This is a genomic window from Flavobacterium ammonificans (assembly GCF_020885975.1).
Lineage (GTDB): Bacteria > Bacteroidota > Bacteroidia > Flavobacteriales > Flavobacteriaceae > Flavobacterium > Flavobacterium ammonificans.
Map to the genome: position 1 here is coordinate 712,746 of NZ_AP025183.1, position 21,985 is coordinate 734,730.

1 protein-coding gene is annotated in these 21,985 nt (G+C 41.4%); it reads left to right on the forward strand.

The window, feature by feature from the left end:
• The first annotated feature begins 222 nt into the window (after nucleotides 1-222).
• Nucleotides 223-21,981, forward strand: coding sequence for a cadherin-like domain-containing protein (locus LPC23_RS03220; RefSeq protein ID WP_229331040.1), 21,759 nt, complete (start codon nucleotides 223-225; stop codon nucleotides 21,979-21,981).
• Nucleotides 21,982-21,985: the final 4 nt, after the last annotated feature.

A 21,985-nucleotide genomic window follows, 5' to 3' on the forward strand; every position in this document is an offset into this window, starting at 1 on the left:
CTTAACACAAAAATCACATCTTTATGTGATATAAAATGTTTCTCTTCCCTTTTACGAAAACCTAATTTTGCAAGTTGGTGTATACTGCCGTAAACCTAATGTTTACAACGTATCCATATACAAATCAATCCACCCCAATTGGCTTGTGTAAAAACCATCTTCCCAAATCTCGATTAGTATTAAATAATTGTATTTAAGAATATGCGAGAAAGCATTCAACGAATGTCAATACACCCAGTTAAGAGAAAAGCTACACTATCCAAAACAGTGCAGGTTTCCCATCCAACAATCAATACAGATTCAACAGCTAGCGCCCAGCAACAGTGTAAGTCTACCGCTGCTTCGCAAGCTACAATAAACCATTCCCAATCGACAGATTCAATAATGACTACTTTATATAGGTTTACTATGACTCAATTTATATACCGAACAATGATGCGTTTAAGTACTATTTTTCAATTGAAACAGAAATCAAGTTCAACAACAACATACAACAGTTTTCATCATGCTATGATTTCTGTGGTCGTGCTAGGATTTCTATTTGTAAGTAGTACAAGTACAAATGCTCAAATCACCAATCTTAAGTTAGCCACAGAACCCATTACCTATTCTGAAATTTCAGGAGGAACCAACTTAGTTGCGGGTGGCTCGGCAATAGGAGCAGCATCGGCGGTAACGCCTATTGGATTTGATTTTGTTTTTCAAGGAAATACCTATTCGAATTTTTCAGTAAATGCAGCCGGATTATTGAAATTAGGACCAGTTGCAGTCACCACAGAAAGCGCCAACAATGCCAGTTCTACCACCAATACACCAAAACTATATGCTTGGTGGGATGCTACCGCAACCATGGCAGCTGCCAATGGAGGTGGAGTGACTTTTGCTTTAAGTGGTTCAGCTCCTAACCGCGTGTTAACCGTACAGTGGAAAGTAGCGTATACCACTAATGCCTCTGCTGGTTTTAGTTACCAAGTAAAATTGTACGAAACCACAAATGTTATTGAGTATTTATATGGAGCAATACCGCCATCAGGAACACTAAGCGCCTCTGTTGGTTTAGGTAATTTTGGTGCTAACGAATATCAATCAATTTACACCTTTAATCATATTCCTTCTAGTACAATTAACTATAATAACACCTCCTTTTATCCAGGAGCAGGCAATGGCATCAAATATATATTCACGCCTAACTTGGCGGTGCTTACACCAGCTAATGTAGCCAATAAACCTTCTTTTTGGTTAAAGGCAGATGGCGCGCTCAATGCTACACGTACTTTTTTAAACGTACCTGCAAATAGAAGAACCGCTTCAAGTGAATTGAGTAGCACCTGGGCGGCTTCCAATTCTGTACTCAACGCAACCAATGCATGGATAGCAGTTGCTCCAACAGGAAGTAATCAATTAGGAGCATTGACCCTAGATTTAGGTTCGGTACAAACCATAGATGGAGTAGCTACTTTAGGCGCAGGATCTAATGCATATCATGTTAAAGATTATGTGGTGCGCGTGTCTAATGATAACATAACCTATACTGATTTAGGCTTGTTTATGGGTAATGAGCTGAACACGGCTTTACGTTTTGCTGATTTTGATGCCCCTGTTAGTTGTCGATATGTGCGTATCATTCCATCGGGTTTCGAAACCTGGCGTGCTTTGCGTGTGGATGTCTATACTAAAACTCCTATTGCTATCGCTAATAATGCGAAAGTGGCCAATTGGGAAGAAACTTCTGGAAACAACTTACATGCTTATCAAAACAACACATCAGCACAACCTACTTTCAATACCAATCAAATTAACTTTAATCCAGCCGTTAATTTTACCAATAATCCAGGCACTTCTTTAAATATTCCTGACTTAGCCAATATTCGCCAAAGTTACTGGGTGGCACAAGATGCTACGGCTGCAGGGAATACCTATTTCCACGTGCTTTTTGGTGGAGATGCCAATTTATATGGTGCAGTCACTACGCCAAACTTCCATGGTGGTTTAGCAGGTGCGGTTCAATTTACGCCTAGTATGTCGGTTGCTCAAGGGGGTTGGCGTAAAGACGGAACAGTAGGTTCTGCTGCTTCTACTTATGATTTTGGAGTGCAAGGAAAACCTAACTTAATGACTTCGTTTGCTTTGCAAGACAATGCTCCCATTAGTGCACAAAGCATTTCGTTTCAAGCAGGGCAAGCCCGATCTTGGCAAGGCCCTATAGCAGAGATCATCACTTTCCAAAATCAAGCTACTACTAATCAACAAAACATTGTAGAAACCTATTTGGGAATTAAATATGGAATTAGTGTTGGACATGATTATGTAATACCAGACGGTACAATTGTTTGGAACAGAACGGCTAACATTGCCTACCATAATAATGTATTTGGTATTGGCCGTTCGGATAGCCAAGGTTTACACCAACGCCAATCGTTTTCAACCAGTTTTACAGGTAAATTCATTACCGTAGGAAACAACTCGGTGATAGGCACTACCAATGCAGCGACTGTTGGAAATAATATCCCAACAGACAATACCTATTTGATACTTGGGGACAATAATGCGCCGATTTTATACGAAGAAACGCTTACGGGAGATTATTACCCTTTACTCCGCAAGTGGAGAGTAAGCAATACAGGAATTACTGCCGCTACCAAAATTAGCGTTCCTGCATTTGGCAATACTTCGCCAAATGCATTGCCGTATTCTAATATTGATCGTTTTGATGCCGAAACCGTTTACTTGGTAATAGATACAGATGGTGATGGAAATTTCGCCAATGCCACTTATACCGCCATGACTAAAGTAGGAACTGGGGTCAATGCCACTTGGGAAATCAATCGAGTACTACCAAACAATGCCGTTATTGGTTTTGCCGTAAAACAAAATCTAACAGATTCAGATTCAGATTCTATTTTAGATGGGATTGATATCGACGACGATAACGATGGGGTTATCGATGCCTTAGAACAAAGCAATTGCAAAACCATGGGTCGTGATTTGCGCTATGTAAGCATGACAGGGGCTGCGATTGCTAATAAAAATGACAACACCATCAATACCAATACAACAGCTTCAAGTGCTGATTGGATTTCTTCCTATTCTACAGAAACCTATTCCTTACCGCTTTCATTGAAATTTAAACGGGATGCGTTTACTGCACAAGCCATGTTTGGTTTAATTCCGGCAGCTAATAATCAAACTCCAACTAATTATACAGACAATGGCTATAAATTTTATATGGTTGGTTCTACCGTATATGGTTATTTTGGGACTACATGGAATTTCACCCATACCTCTCAATTAAATGAAGAATACAGAATTGATATCTCTGCCACAGGTTTTGTAACGGTTCGTATCAACGGGGTGGTGCTTCGCTCTTTTCAAGGTGTTAATTCGGCCTATAGATTGGTAGTTTCATCAAGTGGTACGACTGTTGCGCTTAAAGACATCCGTTTAACCAATGCCGCTAATCCAGAAAGAACATTTTGTATGGACACAGATATAGATGGTGATGGAATACCGAATCGTTTGGAATTGGATTCGGATAATGACGGTTGCCCTGATGCAGTCGAGGCACGCGCTGTGACTAATTTGACAGCCACTACAGTGGCTGGTCCTTTTGGCAATAATGGACTTTCAGACGGTTTAGAAACAGTGGCAGACAATGGTATTTACAACCGAACAATCAATTACTATAATGCTCGAATTGCTGGGATCAACAGCTGTACTGATACCGATGGTGATACCGTTGGTGATTTAGCAGACTTAGATGATGATAATGACGGAATCCTAGATTCTGAAGAATGCATTCCATTTAATATCAATAATTTAAATTATGCACCACAAACATTTACTGTTACCAATGGTGCTTCCGCTTCTCAAACCTTTCCTGCAGCAACTGATGGACTGGTAATCAATGTGTGGACCTTGGACAACTCCTTCAATGTGCGTATCAATGACACCCATTTGACTAATCCAGAAGAGCTTCAGTTTTGGCCTTCCGTTCCTACGGATGCGCTTTTTGAATTTTTAGATGGCACCACCTATTCAACAGTTTGGAGTATCGTTGGAAATCAATCGAGGCCATTAATTAGAATTTACATCGATAAGTTTGGCGAGATAAAAGTATTTGGAAGCCGAACATCAGGAGGAGCCTTGGAAGAAATGCGCCTACGTAACGGATCTTTCAATAACATTACTTTAAACACTAATGCTCCAAACAGCTTTCAAATTGGTCAAGCAGTAGTTTCTCAAACTTTTATAACCGGAGATTATGGAGTTGTTCTCGCCCCAAATTGTGATGCCGATAATGATGGCATTCCTAACGGACAAGATTTAGATAGCGATGGAGACGGCTGTCCAGACGCCAAAGAAGCAGGAGTGCCGGGAACTTTATTGTCTGGCGCTGTAAAAAACGGTTCAAATGGTGCAGTTACAACTACCACTACGACTCCGAATGCTATTGCGGGTTCGGCGGGTAATTATGGTGCAAATGGATTAGCCAATGTATTAGAAGCCACTACCGAAAGCGGGCTTACATCTTATCCATCTACTTATATTAACTTCGCTCTTAACCCTGTGATTAATGCTTGTTTGGATACCGATAGCGATGGTGCTGCAGATGTAATTGATATTGATGATGATAACGATGGTATTTTAGATACCGTAGAACAAGCCGATTGTGTATTTACTGGTAAAAACATCACTACAGTTCCTTTTTCAGGCACTGCAGTTACCGCACGTACCGCTTCTACCATAACTTCATCCAACACCAATAGCTGGCTTTCTTCGTATTCGAATGAAAATTTTGCTTTACCAATTTCATTAAAGTTTAAAAGACCTGTATCGGGTAATACGGCGATGATCGGTTTAGTTCCTACCACGGCAACTCTAACACCAACTAGCTGGTCTGATACAGGCTATAAGTTTTATTTCCTTGGAGCAGATGTGAATGGTTATTTTGGTGCGGCTTGGAATTTTACACAAGCTACAACCCCATCCGACGAGTATAGCATAGATGTTTCGGCAACAGGTTTTGTTACGGTCAGAATTAATGGTGTTCAAGTACGTGCTTTTCAAGGAGCTAATGCCAACTATAAACTCGCCGTTTCGGGATTGACCACCATGCAATTTACCGAAGTAAGGTTAACCAATCCTGCTAATCCGGAAATCATGACTTGTCCGGATATGGATAACGATGGCAAACCCAACTATTTAGATTTAGACTCAGACGGTGATGGTTGTGCTGATGCTATTGAAGGAGGTAGTTCTACCAGTGCAACGGATACAACTAATTATCCTACGGGCACAGATGACAATGCGAATGGTTTATTAAACAATTACGAAGGCACCACGGCGGGGACCGTAAATTACGCTTCTACTTATACAAATTTTGCTATAAATAATAGTATCAATGCCTGTACAGATACCGATGGCGACGGCGTAAGGGATATTCTCGATTTAGATGATGACAATGATGGGGTATTAGACGGTACCGAATGCCCTGCAATGAGACCTTACAGCGTATATACCTTAAATCGACCTGATGTTACTTTTGTACAAAATGTACCAGTTGTCATTTCAGGCACAGCAACACAAACGGTAACTTTGGATCAGCGCACACAAGGAGTCGCTCCAAATAATTTAACGTTTGATGGGGTATCAACTTGGAAATTAGTAGCTTCTAATATTATTCCAAGTCTTCAAAATAGAATTTCGGTAAGAATTGCTCCAACGCCAAGCACTACTGGTTCATTCGCCTCGGCAGATGCGATGTTAATTACCAATGGTATTTATACCTACGTAATAGACAACACCAGTGCTGTAGCAGGAGAATTTACCACAACGGGAACATGGACAAGTCAATCAACAGGAGGTTCTTATATAAACAATTCGAACCAATTTTTTACGGCACCTTTTACCAGCTTGCCTACGGCAACATGGACGTTTACAACCGCTTCAGGGTTTATTTGTCCTGATACCGATGGTGATACGATACCTGATTTTAAAGACCCAGACTCTGATGGAGACGGTTGTAATGATGCCGTTGAGTCGGGGGTTTATCCTTTTGGCACTTCAGTTCCAGTTGCAGGAACAACGGCATCTAATTATGGCGCCAATGGTTTTGTCAATGCTAAAGAAACGGCTGCCGAAAGCGGAGTATATAACGGGACATACACTTATGGCTTTGCCTTGTATACTGATTCAAATGTTTGTAATACACCAACACCGGCTTCTTGCATAGCCCCAAGAACTTTGCCAATTCCACCACCTTGGGGAGTAGCAAAAGCCTTTGAGTCGAATACTGTAATCTGGAATGGAGGAACACCTACTGCTGCGGATTTAAATGGCGATGGCATTTCAGAAATTTTAGTTCCTGCGTCTGATTATTCAGGTTATTTTGTGTACCGTGGAGATGGTTCTAATGCAGCTACCGCTACCAAAAATTATGTAATCCCATTAACATCTGAAAAGGCCAGCCAACCGGCTATTGCTGATTTAAATGGCGATGGAACTCCAGAGGTAATTGTAAATAGTAATGGTTTTGTACATATATTTAACAATGTCAGTGGTTCGGCCACTTCTTTCTTATATAAATCTACCACCGCATCACAATATTTACAAGAAGTAAATCCCTATGTGGTCGATATTAATGAGGATGGGACTCCAGAAATTGTAATGGGTAATGATGTGTTTAGCATTAACGGAACATTTGGTGCTGCAGGATCTTCTTTAGTTCGAAGAATTGCCGGTCCAGTATTAACTTATACTAGTAACACCGTTAATTTTCCAAGTGCGCCTCGTGAAGTAGTTGTGGTCGACATCATACCTTCAAACCCTGGAAAAGAAATCGTATTTGGTTCCCGTGTGTATGGAGTAAATATGACAAACAACACAATGACATTGATTAGGGACATGTCAACTATATCAGGTTATGCAAGTGCAAGTGCTGATTATGGCCCAACCGCTGTTGCTGATATGGATTTGGATGGGGATTTAGATATTGTTTATAATGGAGCTTCAAGAGTGTACATGTGGGATCCAAATGAAATGCAAGTACTATTTGATAGAGCGCCTGTTACTTTCAATATTGGAGTTAGGGGAATGACACTAATTGCTAATGTATATAATGATATAACCACTGGAGGAAAAACCAAAGATTACCCGGAAGCAATTATTGTCAATGCAGCTACAAGTACAACAGGAACGTTGAACGCTTACAACTTAAATTTTAATACAGGAAATAAATTTGTATGGTCACTAAGCACTAATGATAAGTCGGGAAGTACAGGCATTACGGCATTCGATTTTGACGGGAACGGCATCCGTGAAATTGTGTACCGTGATGAAACTACTTTGCGAATTATCAATGGTAATACCAATACACCAGTAAACAATGCAGTTTTCACTGTAAATTCTGCAACATGGGGAGAATACCCAATTGTTGCAGATTTAGACAATGATGGCGAGGCTGAAATTGCTGTGACAGGAGATAATAGGTTACAAGTTTTTGCGAGAACTGAAAGCTCATTTCCATGGAAAGCAGCCCCAACTTACTGGAACCAACGAAATTATAGAATATCGAATATCAATAGTAATTTGACGGTACCAGCCAGAGAATTGTACGCGCCTAGTTCGCGTAATTACAACAATAATTTAGCACAATTACAATTACAGGATCTAGGAGCGGGTGTGCCTGACGGTTCAGTTATTGCTGCAGATGCTTCAATAGTAATCAATTCGATTGTAGCCAATTGTCCTAGTATAACAATCAATACCACAATTTCAAATAACGGATCTTATTTTCTGCCTCCTGGAACAAAAGTTACAGTTTATAATGCTGACCCCACAACTACTAATGCTTCCGTTTTAGCCACTGTAGTAACACCAACAAGAGTGGCTGTCGGCGCTTCGATAAACTTACCAATTACACTTACATTTTCTACATCGCTTTCGTCTGTTTTTGTCGTTGTAAATGACGAAGGAACTACTGCAAGACCATTTAACTTGGCTTCAGCATTTCCAAACTCTTCAATACCAGAATGCGATTATACCAATAATACAGCAACACGAACCTTTGTCTGTCTAGATTCTGATACTGATGGTGTAGTTGATTTCATGGATTTGGACGATGATAACGACGGTGTGTTAGATTGGGCAGAGTCTACTAATTGCACCTTCCCTGTTAACAATTTAAGTGGATTAACCTATAATGGTGGTGGCACAACAGTTACTTTATCGGGTACTAATTTAACATTATCAGGTAATAGTGCATCATGGACTTCAAGGTACTCTGATCAAGCATTTAAACTACCTATTCATTTAGAGTTTAGAACCAATACTGCACCAGATTATGCCATGATTGGTCTATTGCCTGTGGCGGCAACTAAAACCCCAACAAATTTTACAGACGGTGCTTATAAAGTCTACAACGATGCTTCTGTTATTCGAGGGAAGTTACCTAACGCTGCATGGGATATTGATAACGTCCCTTATACCGCCAATACCTTAGTGGAGATGGATATTTCTGAAACAGGATGGGTAATTGTACGAAACAATGGAGTGATTATTCGCCAATTTCAAGGCGTAGTTTCCGATTATAATCTCGCTTTTTCAGCTTGGGATACACGTACATACACTGACTTCTCTTTAAGTTCGTTTAATGTACAACAAAACTGTACCGATATTGATACTGACAATGACGGCATACCAAACCGCTTGGATTTAGATAGTGATGGAGATGGTTGTACCGATGCCAGAGAAGCTGGAGTTAGAGGCACATTAGCCCCAGGATCAGTAATTAACCGTCCTCCTGGAGCAACAACCAATACGACTACTGCTAATGTTGCCAATGCCATAGCAGCAGGCCCTTACGGCTTAAATGGTTTTGCCAACGGCTTGGAAGCAACTGCAGAAAATGGGATTTTTAACGGGACATATACGTATAATTATGCATCGAATGTCACAATCAATGCCTGTACCGATACCGATAATGATGGCACTTCAGATGTTATTGATATAGACGATGATAATGATGGAATTTTAGATACTGATGAGGTTATATGTACCGTGGTGACAACCAGCAAAACAGGACTTATTATTTCCAGACCTTCTACTATTAACTATATATTTAATGGCGCAGCAACAATTAATAATCTAATTGATGGTGTGGATAATAATAACTATGTTTTATATGGCCCAACGGGCTCATTAAACGCAGAGTGGTTTAGGTTCCAATTTCCAACAGCTAAGATTTTAAATTATATAGAGATTGGTCATTATCAAGGCCAAACATTATTTTCAACTTCTACAACGTATAGAGTAGAAGGAAGTAACAACGGAACTGCTTGGACAGATGTTTCTGGAATACTTACATATAATAATAATGCTGTTAGTACGAGCGGTGGCTTGTCTTCGTTTAATTCTAATGTGGCTAATTTTAATAATAATACGGCCTATTTATATTACCGATTAGTAGGAATTAATGCCTTTTCTGGAGGAACATGGGCAACAGAAATTTATTTCAAAGATAAATTATGTGCTTATGACACTGATAATGATGGCATTCCAAACACCTTGGATTTAGATAGTGATGGAGATGGTTGTAGTGATGCTCGAGAAGCAGGAAGTTCCACTACGGCAGTAAGTACTTCTGTATATCCTACTGGGCAAGATAGTAATGGTAATGGTTTATTAAATGATTACGAAGGGTTAACAGACGGCACTATAAATTACACTTCTACTTATACTAATTTTGCTTTAAAGAATAATTTAAATGCTTGTTTAGATACGGATAGTGATGGAATTAGTAATCTTGTTGATTTAGATGATGATAATGATGGGGTTTTAGACACAGAAGAATTCAATTGTTCGCCTGCCAGGTTGAATAAAACGGGGATTACGGTTTCTTCTACCGTTGCCTGGGGCTTCAACGGAGGCTCTGTCACTTTAGCCAATATGGTGGACAATGCTGAAGCCATTGTTGCTTTCTCGAATAGCGAATTTTTAAACCAAACGGTATTACAATTCAATTTGCCTTCGGCAAGAATTTTGAGCCAAATTGAAATTGGAAACCAAGCAGGCAATAATCCACTAGGTACCACAGGAACATATAGAATACAAGCTTGGGATGGGACTGAATGGATAGATTTGACAGCCGATCAAACATTTGGCACACCAACAGCGCCAATCAATGCAGCCAACAATTCGTATAAATTCAATATGCCATCAAATTATACGGCCTATACCCGATACCGAATTTTTGGTACATCCAACCGAGGGACAGTTTCGGGTTGGATTCAGGAGGCTTATTTTACAGAGCGTATCTGTTTGTTAGATATCGATGGAGATGGTGTTCCAAACCATTTGGATTTAGATGCTGATGGCGATGGTTGTGCGGATGCCATAGAAGCTGGAAGTTCAACTACAGCAACAAGTACTTCAAATTTTCCTGCTTCAGCGGGGAACGACACCAATCGAAATGGATTGTTAAACAACTACGAAGGTGGTACAGCAGGTACAATAAATTATACCTCTACCTATACCAGTTTTGCCTTGTCTAATACAATCAATGCATGTACCGATACCGATGGTGATGGAATTACAGATGTTAGAGATTTAGATGATGATAATGATGGGATTTTAGACAGTATTGAATGTCCGTTAACCCAATTAAATACTAACGAAAGTAATGGAACTTTTGGTACTGAAGCAACCCCGCGTAATACTTCAAATACTAATGTTACTGGAGGATATGTGTATTCAGGGACAAATAGTGGGGCTGCTCAATATGCTGTAATCAATCAGGGGACTCCGTACCACCCAGCTGCTGAATTTTGGAGGTACCCAGGCCGTACCACAGGAACTGCTACAGACGCTTATTTAGCTGTAAACGGTAGTACAACTGTGGGTACATTTTACAGAGAAAGTATCAGCTTGCAGGCAGGTGCAAGATACCGAATTTCGTTTTGGCACCAAGCCGCTTCAGCTAATAACGATTACCAATTAGCAGCTGAAGTACTTTCGGCAAGCAATGCGGTTATAGCAACGGCTAATTCCGGCCCGCAAAATTCATTGGGTTGGAAATTAGCTTCTATTGATTTTACATCAGCAAGCAACCAAACGGTAACCTTCAACCTTAAAAACATATCCATTAATTCAAATGGAAATGACTTCTCAATTGATGATATTTCAATCAGCGCAATTGGATGTCCGGATTCAGATTTAGATGGTATTCCAAATCACTTGGATTTAGATTCTGACGGCGATGGTTGTTCTGATGCTAACGAATATTACAATTCGGCTACTGCTCAAGGCACAGACGGGAATAGTTATTTCGGAACAGGTAATCCACCAGCAATCAATGCGAATGGTTCAGTTATAGCGGCCAGTTATAGTGGTACATACACTAATGCAGCAGTTGCAGGTTCGGCTAGCGTAATCACTGCTCAACCTGCAGATGCGGGTGTGAGTCCAGGGGCAACAGTAAGCTTTACCGCTACAGTAACTGCTGGATCAGCTCCTGTAGCTTACCAATGGCAATTAAGCACAGATGGGGGAACAACTTGGGCCAATGTGACCAATACAGCGCCTTATTCAGGGGCAACTACTACTACCTTAACAGTATCAAATATTACTATGAGCATGAAAGGGTACAGCTATAAATTAGTAATTACCCAAGCCAATTATGTGTGTGGTACTGTTGTATCCAACCCTGCTAAAATTGAAATTGTTCCCTTTGTTTCTATAGTTGACGATGCAGTTACGGCTGCCGAAGACACAGTAGTTAGCGGAAATATTTTGACCAATGATAAGGGGTCAGGAAATACTGCCCTTACCGTAAACAGATTTAAAATTGGAGCGACAACCTACAATGCAGGAGATACTGCAACAATTGCAGGAGTTGGAACAATTCGAGTGAATTCAGACGGAACATTTACATTTACACCTCAGTTAAACTATATAGGAACAGTACCTGCAATCGAATATACCGCGACAGACACCGTTGGGGCCTCCGATTCGGGAACCCTGTCTATTGTAATTACACCAACCAATGATCCTCCGGGAGCTACGGATGAGCTTGTAAATGTTACTGAAGACATTCCGTTTACAGGAGATGTATTGTCAAACGATACCGACGCTGAAGGGAATAGTTTAGTGGTAAGTACATTTAGCACCACAATTAACAACGTTATAGTAACTTTTAATGCAGGAGATACGGCTGCAATTCCAGGGGTAGGAACGATTGTAGTCAACGCCAACGGATCGTTTACTTTTACACCAGCATTGAATTATATTGGAATTATTCCGGATGTAAATTATACTATTTCTGATGGAAATGGCGGCTCAGATACCGCTAAATTATCAATTGTTATCACCCCAGTTAATGACGCTCCTTTGGCGGCTGATGATATTGTAACGGGATCACAAGGAACTACTTTAACCGGTTCAGTGCGAACTAATGATTCGGATTTAGAAGGAAATAACTTAACAGTAACTGGATTTACTGTTGTGGGAGTTGCTGGTACACCAGTAATAGGCACACCGTTTTCGATTCCGGGAGTTGGTAGCCTTACTATTAATCCTGATGGAACCTATACTTTTGTTCCATTAAGCACTTTTACAGGACAGGCGCCATTGATTACCTATACACTTTCTGATGGCAATAGCACAGATTCGGCTGTTTTAGATATTTATGTAGCACCGGTCAATCAGGCTCCAATAGCAAGGCCTGATGCCAAAACAATTAATGAAGATACAACAGCTACAGGAAATGTACTTTCAGACGGCACTCCTGACTCAGATCCGGATGCCAATACGGTATTAAAGGTAACGCAATATTCATTTACTATTGGCAGTACGGTATATACCTATCCAGCAGGAACCACAACTTCAATACCTGGAGTGGGTGTGATAGTAGTTAATGCAGATGGTACTTACACTTTTACACCAAACTCCAATTACAATGGAGTAGTGCCCGTAATTACCTATACCATTACAGATGATAATAGTGGTGCAGCCACCGGAGCAACAGTTTCGAGTACCTTAACCATTACCATTACACCAGTCAACGACAATCCAATTACAGTCAATGACGACAATAAAGTTACCCTAGAAGACATGCCTATTTCTGGAAATGTATTGACCAATGATAGTGATCCAGAAGGTAACGCTATTACAGTTACGCAATTTACTATAAACGGCACGAACTATCCTGCTGGAACATCAGCTACAATTACAGGCGTAGGAACTTTAATTGTAAATACAGACGGTAGTTTTACGTTTACACCGGCAGCCAATTATTCGGGTGCAGTACCTACTGTTACCTATACTGCTAGAGATGCTGATGGAGGAACGGGAACCGCGACTTTAAAATTAGCAGTAACCCCTGTGAATGATGCCCCAGTTGCAGTTGATGATACGGTAAGTACACCAGAAAACACTGCGGCTACAGGTAATGTAGTGACTAACGATACTGATGTTGAAGGCAACACCAAATCGGTAACTAGTTTTACTGTTAACGGAATAACCTATCAAGTAGGAACGATCGTAACCATTCCGAACAAAGGGACATTAATACTCAATGCTGATGGAACTTATACGTTTACACCAGCTCCTAATACTAGTGGAGCAGTTCCAGTCATAACCTATACTCTATCAGATGACAATGGAGGAACAGATACTGCGGATTTAAATATTACAGTTGCAGCTGTAAATGATGCACCAGTTGTGGTGAATGAATCGTTAAGTACTAATGAAGACTCACCACTTACAGGTAATGTTTTAGCTAATGATACCGATCCTGAAAATAATACATTAACAATAACTCGATTTACAGTAGCAGGGCAATCCTATACCGCAGGTCTAACCGCTACTATTGATGGTGTGGGAACAATCCGAGTTAATACCGATGGAACCTTCACATTTACACCAGTAGCCAATTATAATGGTTCAGTGCCGGTTATTGGATATACAGTATCTGACGGACAAAGTCCTGCACTTACTACTGACGGTTCTCTTTCAATTAATGTAAATCCTGTAAACGATGCACCAATCGCACGTCCTGATACGGCTTCAGCTACTATAAATACTGCAGCAACTGGAAATGTAGTAGACAATGACTCAGATATTGAAGGCAGCGCTCTTACAGTAACACAATTTGTTCTTACAATAAATAACGTCGTTACGACTTTTAACGCAGGTGACACTGCAACCATTCCAGGCGTTGGAACCTTGGTCATTAATGCTGATGGCACCTATATCTTTACACCGGCGACAGATTATTTAGGCCCTGTACCAGCAGCGACCTATACGGTCAGCGATGGAACAGCAACAGCAACAGCTGCCTTAACATTAAGTATTACTGCTCCAGATACCGATGGTGATGGGGTATATGATTTTAAGGAAACGGCTGACGGTACAGATCCAAATAACTTCTGTGATTATAAACTAACTTCGGTAATGGGAACCCGAACTGGAGCGTGGAATTTAGCTGATTGTGATGGTGATGGAACCCGAAATGGAACAGACACCGCGCCATTAGACCCTTGTATTCACGCAGTCAATGCACAACCCGACAGAACAAATGCTTTATGGCAAGCTGCTGATTGTGATCAAGATGGTGAAACCAATGGATTTGAAGATGCCAATGGAACAAATTATAACAATGCTTGTTCTTTCACTACAGCACCTACAGCTTCTAGTACAGTATACTCTACTTGGTCTCTATTGGATTGTGATAACGATGGTCTTACGAATGCTTCAGAAATTACAGGAGGAACGAATCCATTGAATTCGGATACCGATGGTGATGGAAACCCTGACAATACAGATACCCGTAAAACGACCCCAACAGCGATTAACGATACTGCGAATGGTTCAGTTGGAGTTGCTTCTGTAGTAAATGTATTAGCGAATGACGATTATTTACCTAATGACGGAAACACAATAACCAGAGTGGGTGGTACCGCAACAGGTATCGTAAGCTTCAATCCAGTTACCGGTCAAATGACCTATACGCCAACCAATGCTGAAGGGGGTACTGCCGTAACAATTATATATGAAGTATGTCAAGGCAGTGTTTGCGCTACAGCTACGGTAACAATTACGGTTGCCATCAACGATGCTGATGGAGACGGTGTGTCAGATAATATCGAAGCATCGGATAACACCAATCCAAATGACGGATGTAATTATTTACCATCTAGTCAAATTAGCGCTAATACAAGTCTAGCTTGGAGAGCGGCAGATTGTGATGGTGACGGAACGCCAAATGGAACAGATAATCAACCATTAAACCCATGTGTGGGAGGTGCAGCCATACCAAATACTTCAAATGCCGTTTGGCAAGCAGCAGATTGTGATAGTGACGGAATTCCAAATGGAACAGAAGGTCTTATAGATACGGATGGGGATGGCACACCAAACTATTTGGATGTGGATTCTGATAATGACAACATACCAGATGCAGTAGAAAAAGGCAGTGGAAATACGCTATTAGACACCGATGGAGATGGAACACCAGATTACAGAGATTTAGATTCAGATAATGATGGGATTCTTGACAGTATTGAAGACACAGGATGTTCAGGAACAGCACCATGTACCCCAACGGATACTGATGGAGATAACATCCCAGATTATAGAGATCTAGATTCAGATGCTGATGGTATTTCTGATTCTATTGAAAAAGGACCAGGATCCACACCTTTAGATACAGATGGAGATGGTACTCCAGATTTCCAAGAAATTGATTCAGATGGAGATGGCATTTCAGACGCAATAGAGAAAGGTTCGGGAGCAACTCCTGTGGATACAGATAGTGATGGAACTCCTGATTACCGTGATACCGACTCTGATAATGATGGCATTTCAGATGCGATAGAAAAAGGTCCGGGATCGACACCAATCGATACCGATGGAGATAATATACCAGATTACTTAGATAGAGACTCAGATGCAGATGGTATTTTAGATGCCATTGAAAAAGGACCAGGAGCTACTCCAATCGATACCGATGGAGACAATATTCCAGATTTTCTGGACACCGATTCAGATAATGATGGCATTTCAGATGCCATTGAAAAAGGACCTGGAAGCGGGAATACACCATTAGACACCGATGCCGATGGAATACCAGATTACCGCGATACGGATTCGGATAATGATGGTATTCCGGATTCAGTAGAGAAAGGAAGTGGCAGCACAGTTGTAGATACAGATAGTGACGGTACACCAGATTATCGTGATTTGGATTCCGACGGTGACGGTAAACCTGATGCCCAAGAAGGCAATATAGACACAGATGGGGACACTATTCCTAACTACCAAGACTTGGATTCAGATGACGACGGTGTTTTAGATGCGGTTGATCAATGTCCTTTAGTTGCAGGCACAGCGGCATCCAACGGATGTCCACCTGACTTTGACGGCGATGGTTTAATAGACACCGTTGATTTAGATGACGACAATGACGGAATTTTAGATACAGTAGAAGCGGCGGCTTGTTTGCCGGCCAGTCCAAATTGTGATACGGATGGTGACGGTATTCCGAATCGTTTGGATTCCGATTCTGATAATGATGGCATTTCTGATGTGAAGGAAGCAGGAGGAACGGATTCTGATAATGATGGAAGAGTTGACGGAGGAGTTGATGCTGACGGAGTTCCAACGTCTGCGAATGGAGGTCTAACACCTCCAAATACAGACGGAACCGGTGGAACTAATCCGTATGACATTGATTCTGATGGTGACGGAATTCCAGATACGATTGAAAAAGGAGCTAATGGAAATGCACCTGTTGATACTGATGGCGATAACATTCCAGATTATCTTGATTTAGATTCGGATGGCGATGGCATTTCGGACGCGATTGAAAAAGGACCAAATGGAACTACCCCAATTGATACAGATGGCGACGGTATTGCAGATTACAAAGATCTAGATTCAGACAACGATGGTATTTCAGATGCAATTGAAAAAGGACCTGGAACAACACCAGTAGATACCGATGGCGATGGAACCCCAGATTACCGTGATACGGATTCCGATAATGATGGAATGTCTGACACTATTGAAAAAGAGCCAACCGCAACTCCAGTGGACACAGATAGTGACGAAACACCAGATTACCGAGATTTAGATTCTGATAACGATGGCATTTCAGATGCGATTGAAAAAGGACCTGGAACAACACCTGTTGATACTGATGGAGATAACATCCCAGATTATAGAGATCTAGATTCAGACGGTGATGGTATTTCGGATGCGATTGAAAAAGGTCCGGGAGCGACACCAGTGGATACAGATGGTGACGGAATTCCGGATTATCGTGATACCGATTCAGATAATGATGGGATATCTGACGCTAATGAAAAAGGTTCGGGAGCGACACCAGTAGATACTGATGGTGATGGATTACCGGATTATAGAGACCTAGATTCAGACAACGATGGTATTCCAGATGCAGTGGAGAAAGGCCCAAGTACTACTCCAGTGGATACCGATGGGGATAACATACCAGATTATAGAGATTTGGATACTGATAACGATGGCATTCCAGACAACCAAGAAGGAATAGTCGATACTGATGGCGATACAATTCCAGATTATAGAGATTTGGATTCGGATGGAGATGGTGTTTTAGACACTAACGACCAATGCCCATTAGTGGTAGGAACAGCACAAATGAATGGCTGTCCAGCTGATTTTGATGGTGATGGAATTGATGATACAGCTGATTTAGATGATGATAACGATGGGATCTTGGATTCAGTAGAAGCGGCAGCTTGTTCACCAACTGATCCAGATTGCGATACTGATGGAGACGGCATCCCTAATCGATACGATGCTGATTCAGATAATGACGGTATTAAAGACACCAAAGAAGCGGGAGTTGTAGACGCTAACAACGATGGAAAAGCAGACGGAGGAGTAGATGCTAATGGAGTACCTAGCTCGACTAATGGAGGCATAACACCACCAAACACAGATGGTGACGGGCAAGCGAATCCATACGACCTAGATTCAGACGGAGATGGTATTTCGGATGCGATTGAAAAAGGAGCTAACGGAGCCAGTCCAGTGGATACAGATGGTGATGGAGCACCAGATTATTTGGATTTGGATTCGGATAATGACGGTATTCCAGATGCAATTGAAAAAGGAACCGGCTCAAGTATTTTAGATTCAGATGGCGATGGAACACCAGATTATAGAGATTTGGATTCAGACAATGACGGTATTCTAGACAGTTTAGAAAAAGGAACAACAGCCACTCCAATCGATACCGATGGAGACAATATTCCAGATTACCGTGATCTAGATTCAGATAACGATGGTATGCCAGATGCAGTAGAAAAAGGAAGTAGCTCTTCACCAGTAGATACAGATGGCGACGGCACTCCAGATTATCGCGATACCGATTCGGATAATGACGGTATTACAGACGCTATCGAAAAAGGGCCTAACGGACTCACTCCAATAGACACTGATGGCGACGGCACTCCAGATTACAGAGATTTGGATTCGGATAACGACGGCATTCCTGATGCTACTGAAAAAGGAACTGGAAGTACTCCATTGGATACGGATAATGATGGAACTCCAGATTACAGAGATCTAGATTCAGACAACGATGGACTTCCAGATGTAGTAGAAAAAGGATCCGGAAGTACTCTGTTGGATTCAGATAATGATGGCACCCCAGATTACAGAGATGTAGATTCAGATAACGATGGGATTCCTGATGCAGTAGAAAAAGGAAGTGGCAGCACACCAGTAGATACAGATGGCGACGGCACTCCAGATTATCTTGATACTGATTCGGATAATGATGGTATTCCAGACTCAGTAGAGAAAGGACCAAACGGAGCAAATCCAATTGATACGGATAATGATGGAACCCCAGATTACCGAGATTTGGATTCGGACAACGACGGTATTTCAGATGCAATAGAGAAAGGACCAAATGGAGCTACTCCTGTCGATACAGATTCGGATAATATTCCAGATTACCGAGATGCAGATTCTGATGTAGATAACAAACCTGATAATCAGGAAGGATTAACAGATACAGATGGAGATGGTGTTCCTAATTATAGAGATACTGATTCTGATAACGATGGCGTTTTGGATGTAAATGACCAATGTCCGTATGTGGCAGGAACAGCTATTTTAAATGGTTGTCCGCCAGATTCAGACAGTGACGGAATAATAGATGATATTGATTTGGATGATGATAACGATGGTATCCTAGATACAGTGGAGAATGGAATTTGTAGTCCAGCATCAGTTGATTGTGATACTGACGGCGATGGTATTCCAAACCGATTGGATCCAGATTCAGACAACGACGGTATCTCTGATGCAAGAGAATCAAATGGAACGGATACTAATGGCGACGGCAAAGTAGATGGCAATGTAGACGCTAATGGTATTCCACAATCATCTAATGGCGGTGTAACACCTCCAAATACAGATGGAGATGCTAATCCAAATCCATACGATCTAGATTCAGATGGCGATGGTATTACAGACGCTATTGAAAAAGGAACCAATGGCAATGCACCGGTGGACAGTGATGGTGACGGCACGCAAGATTATTTGGATTTAGATTCGGATAACGATGGTATTTCAGACTCAGTTGAAAAAGGAACAGGAACCAGTATTTTAGATACTGATGGTGATGGAACTCCAGACTATAGAGATGTAGATTCGGATAACGATGGTATTCCTGATGCAGTAGAGAAAGGACCAAATGGAGCTACTCCAGTAGACACAGATGGAGACGGCATACTTGATTACCGTGATTTGGATTCAGATAACGATGGTATCCCAGATGCAGTAGAGAAAGGACCAAATGGAAATAATCCTGTTGATACTGACGGAGATGGTACTCCGGATTATAGAGATGTAGATTCAGACGGTGATGGAGTAGGTGATTTTGAAGACGATTGCCCGTTAACTATTGGCAGTGTTGTATTAAAAGGTTGCCCAGGAATTGATTCAGATAATGATGGAATTCCAGACGCCGTAGATTTAGATGACGACAATGATGGAATCACTGATGTTGTTGAAAATGCAGCTTGTACGCCAACTGCTTCGAATTGCGATACGGATGGCGACGGAATCATCAATAGTTTGGATTTAGATTCAGATAACGATGGTATTACCGATGCAAGGGAATCTAATGGTATAGACGCGAATGGCGATGGTAGAATAGACGGCTCAGTTAACGCAAATGGGGTTCCAGTTGCTGCCAATGGTGGAACAACTCCTCCCGATACTGATGGTGATGGAAGACGCAATCCATACGATGTAGATTCTGACAATGATGGCATTTCTGATTCAGTAGAGAAAGGAGCGAATTCAAACGCACCAGTAGATACAGACGGAGACGGAACGCCAGATTACTTGGATTTAGATTCAGATAACGACGGTATTTCTGATGCGATTGAGAAAGGTCCAACAGCCACTCCAGTTGATACTGATAATGACGGAACGCTAGATTACAGAGATTTAGATTCGGATAACGACGGCATTCCTGATGCTACTGAAAAAGGAACTGGAAGTACTCCATTGGATACGGATAACGATGGAACACCAGATTACAGAGATTTGGATTCAGACAATGACGGTATTTCAGATGCGATTGAGAAAGGCCCAACAGCCACTCCAGTTGATACTGATAATGACGGCACTCCAGATTACAGAGATTTAGATTCAGATAACGATGGTATTCCAGACTCAGTAGAGAAAGGACCAAACGGCGCTATTCCAGTTGATACTGATAATGACGGAACACCAGATTACAGAGATTTGGATTCAGATAACGACGGCATTCCAGATTCAGTAGAGAAAGGCCCAACAGCCACTCCAGTTGATACTGATAATGACGGCACTCCAGATTACAGAGATTTGGATTCTGACAACGACGGTATTTCAGATGCGATTGAGAAAGGCCCAACAGCCACTCCAGTTGATACTGATAATGACGGCACTCCAGATTATAGAGATTTGGACAGCGATAACGACGGTATCTCGGACAACATCGAGAAAGGCCCAACAGCCACTCCAGTTGATACTGATAATGACGGCACTCCAGATTATAGAGATTTGGACAGCGATAACGACGGTATCTCGGACAACATCGAGAAAGGCCAATCAGCCACTCCAGTTGATACTGATAACGATGGAACACCAGATTACAGAGATTTGGATTCTGATAACGATGGTATTCCTGACGCAGTAGAGAAAGGACCAAATGGAGCTGCGCCAATTGACACGGATGGTGATGGTACGCCAGATTATAGAGATTTAGATTCTGATAACGATGGCAGTCCTGATGCAGACGAAAAAGGCCCCGATGGAACTAATCCAATAGATTCTGATGGCGATGGCATTCCAGATTACAGAGATTTACCTAACGTATCTCTAAATCCCGACACCGACGGCGACGGAGTTATTGATTCGCAGGAGGTTATCGACGGTACAGATCCAAATAACGCATGCGATTCAGTCCCATCTAGCATTACCGTACCATTGAGTCAATTATTTTTAGATGGCGATTGTGACAGTGATGGATTAACCAATGGTGAGGAATTGGGATTAAATCCAATGCTACCAACGGATGTGGATAATAATGGCACGCCAGATTATTTGGAGTTCAACAACCACAGTCAGAGCGAGGATGATTTGGAGATATTCAACTCGATGACAACAAACGGTGATGGGCTTAATGATGTATTTGTAATTAGAGGTATTGAGAACTATCCAGATAATAACTTATACATCTATAACCGTTGGGGAGTAGAGGTATACAATGTAGAGGGTTATGGTCAGGACAATAAGTACTTTACGGGTATTTCCCAAGGACGTAATACCTTCTCACAAACCGCAGAATTACCTAAGGGGACTTACTATTTTATATTACGATATAAAAACAAGCAAGGGGTAGATAAGCAACGTTCGGGTTATTTATACATTACAAAATAAGAGT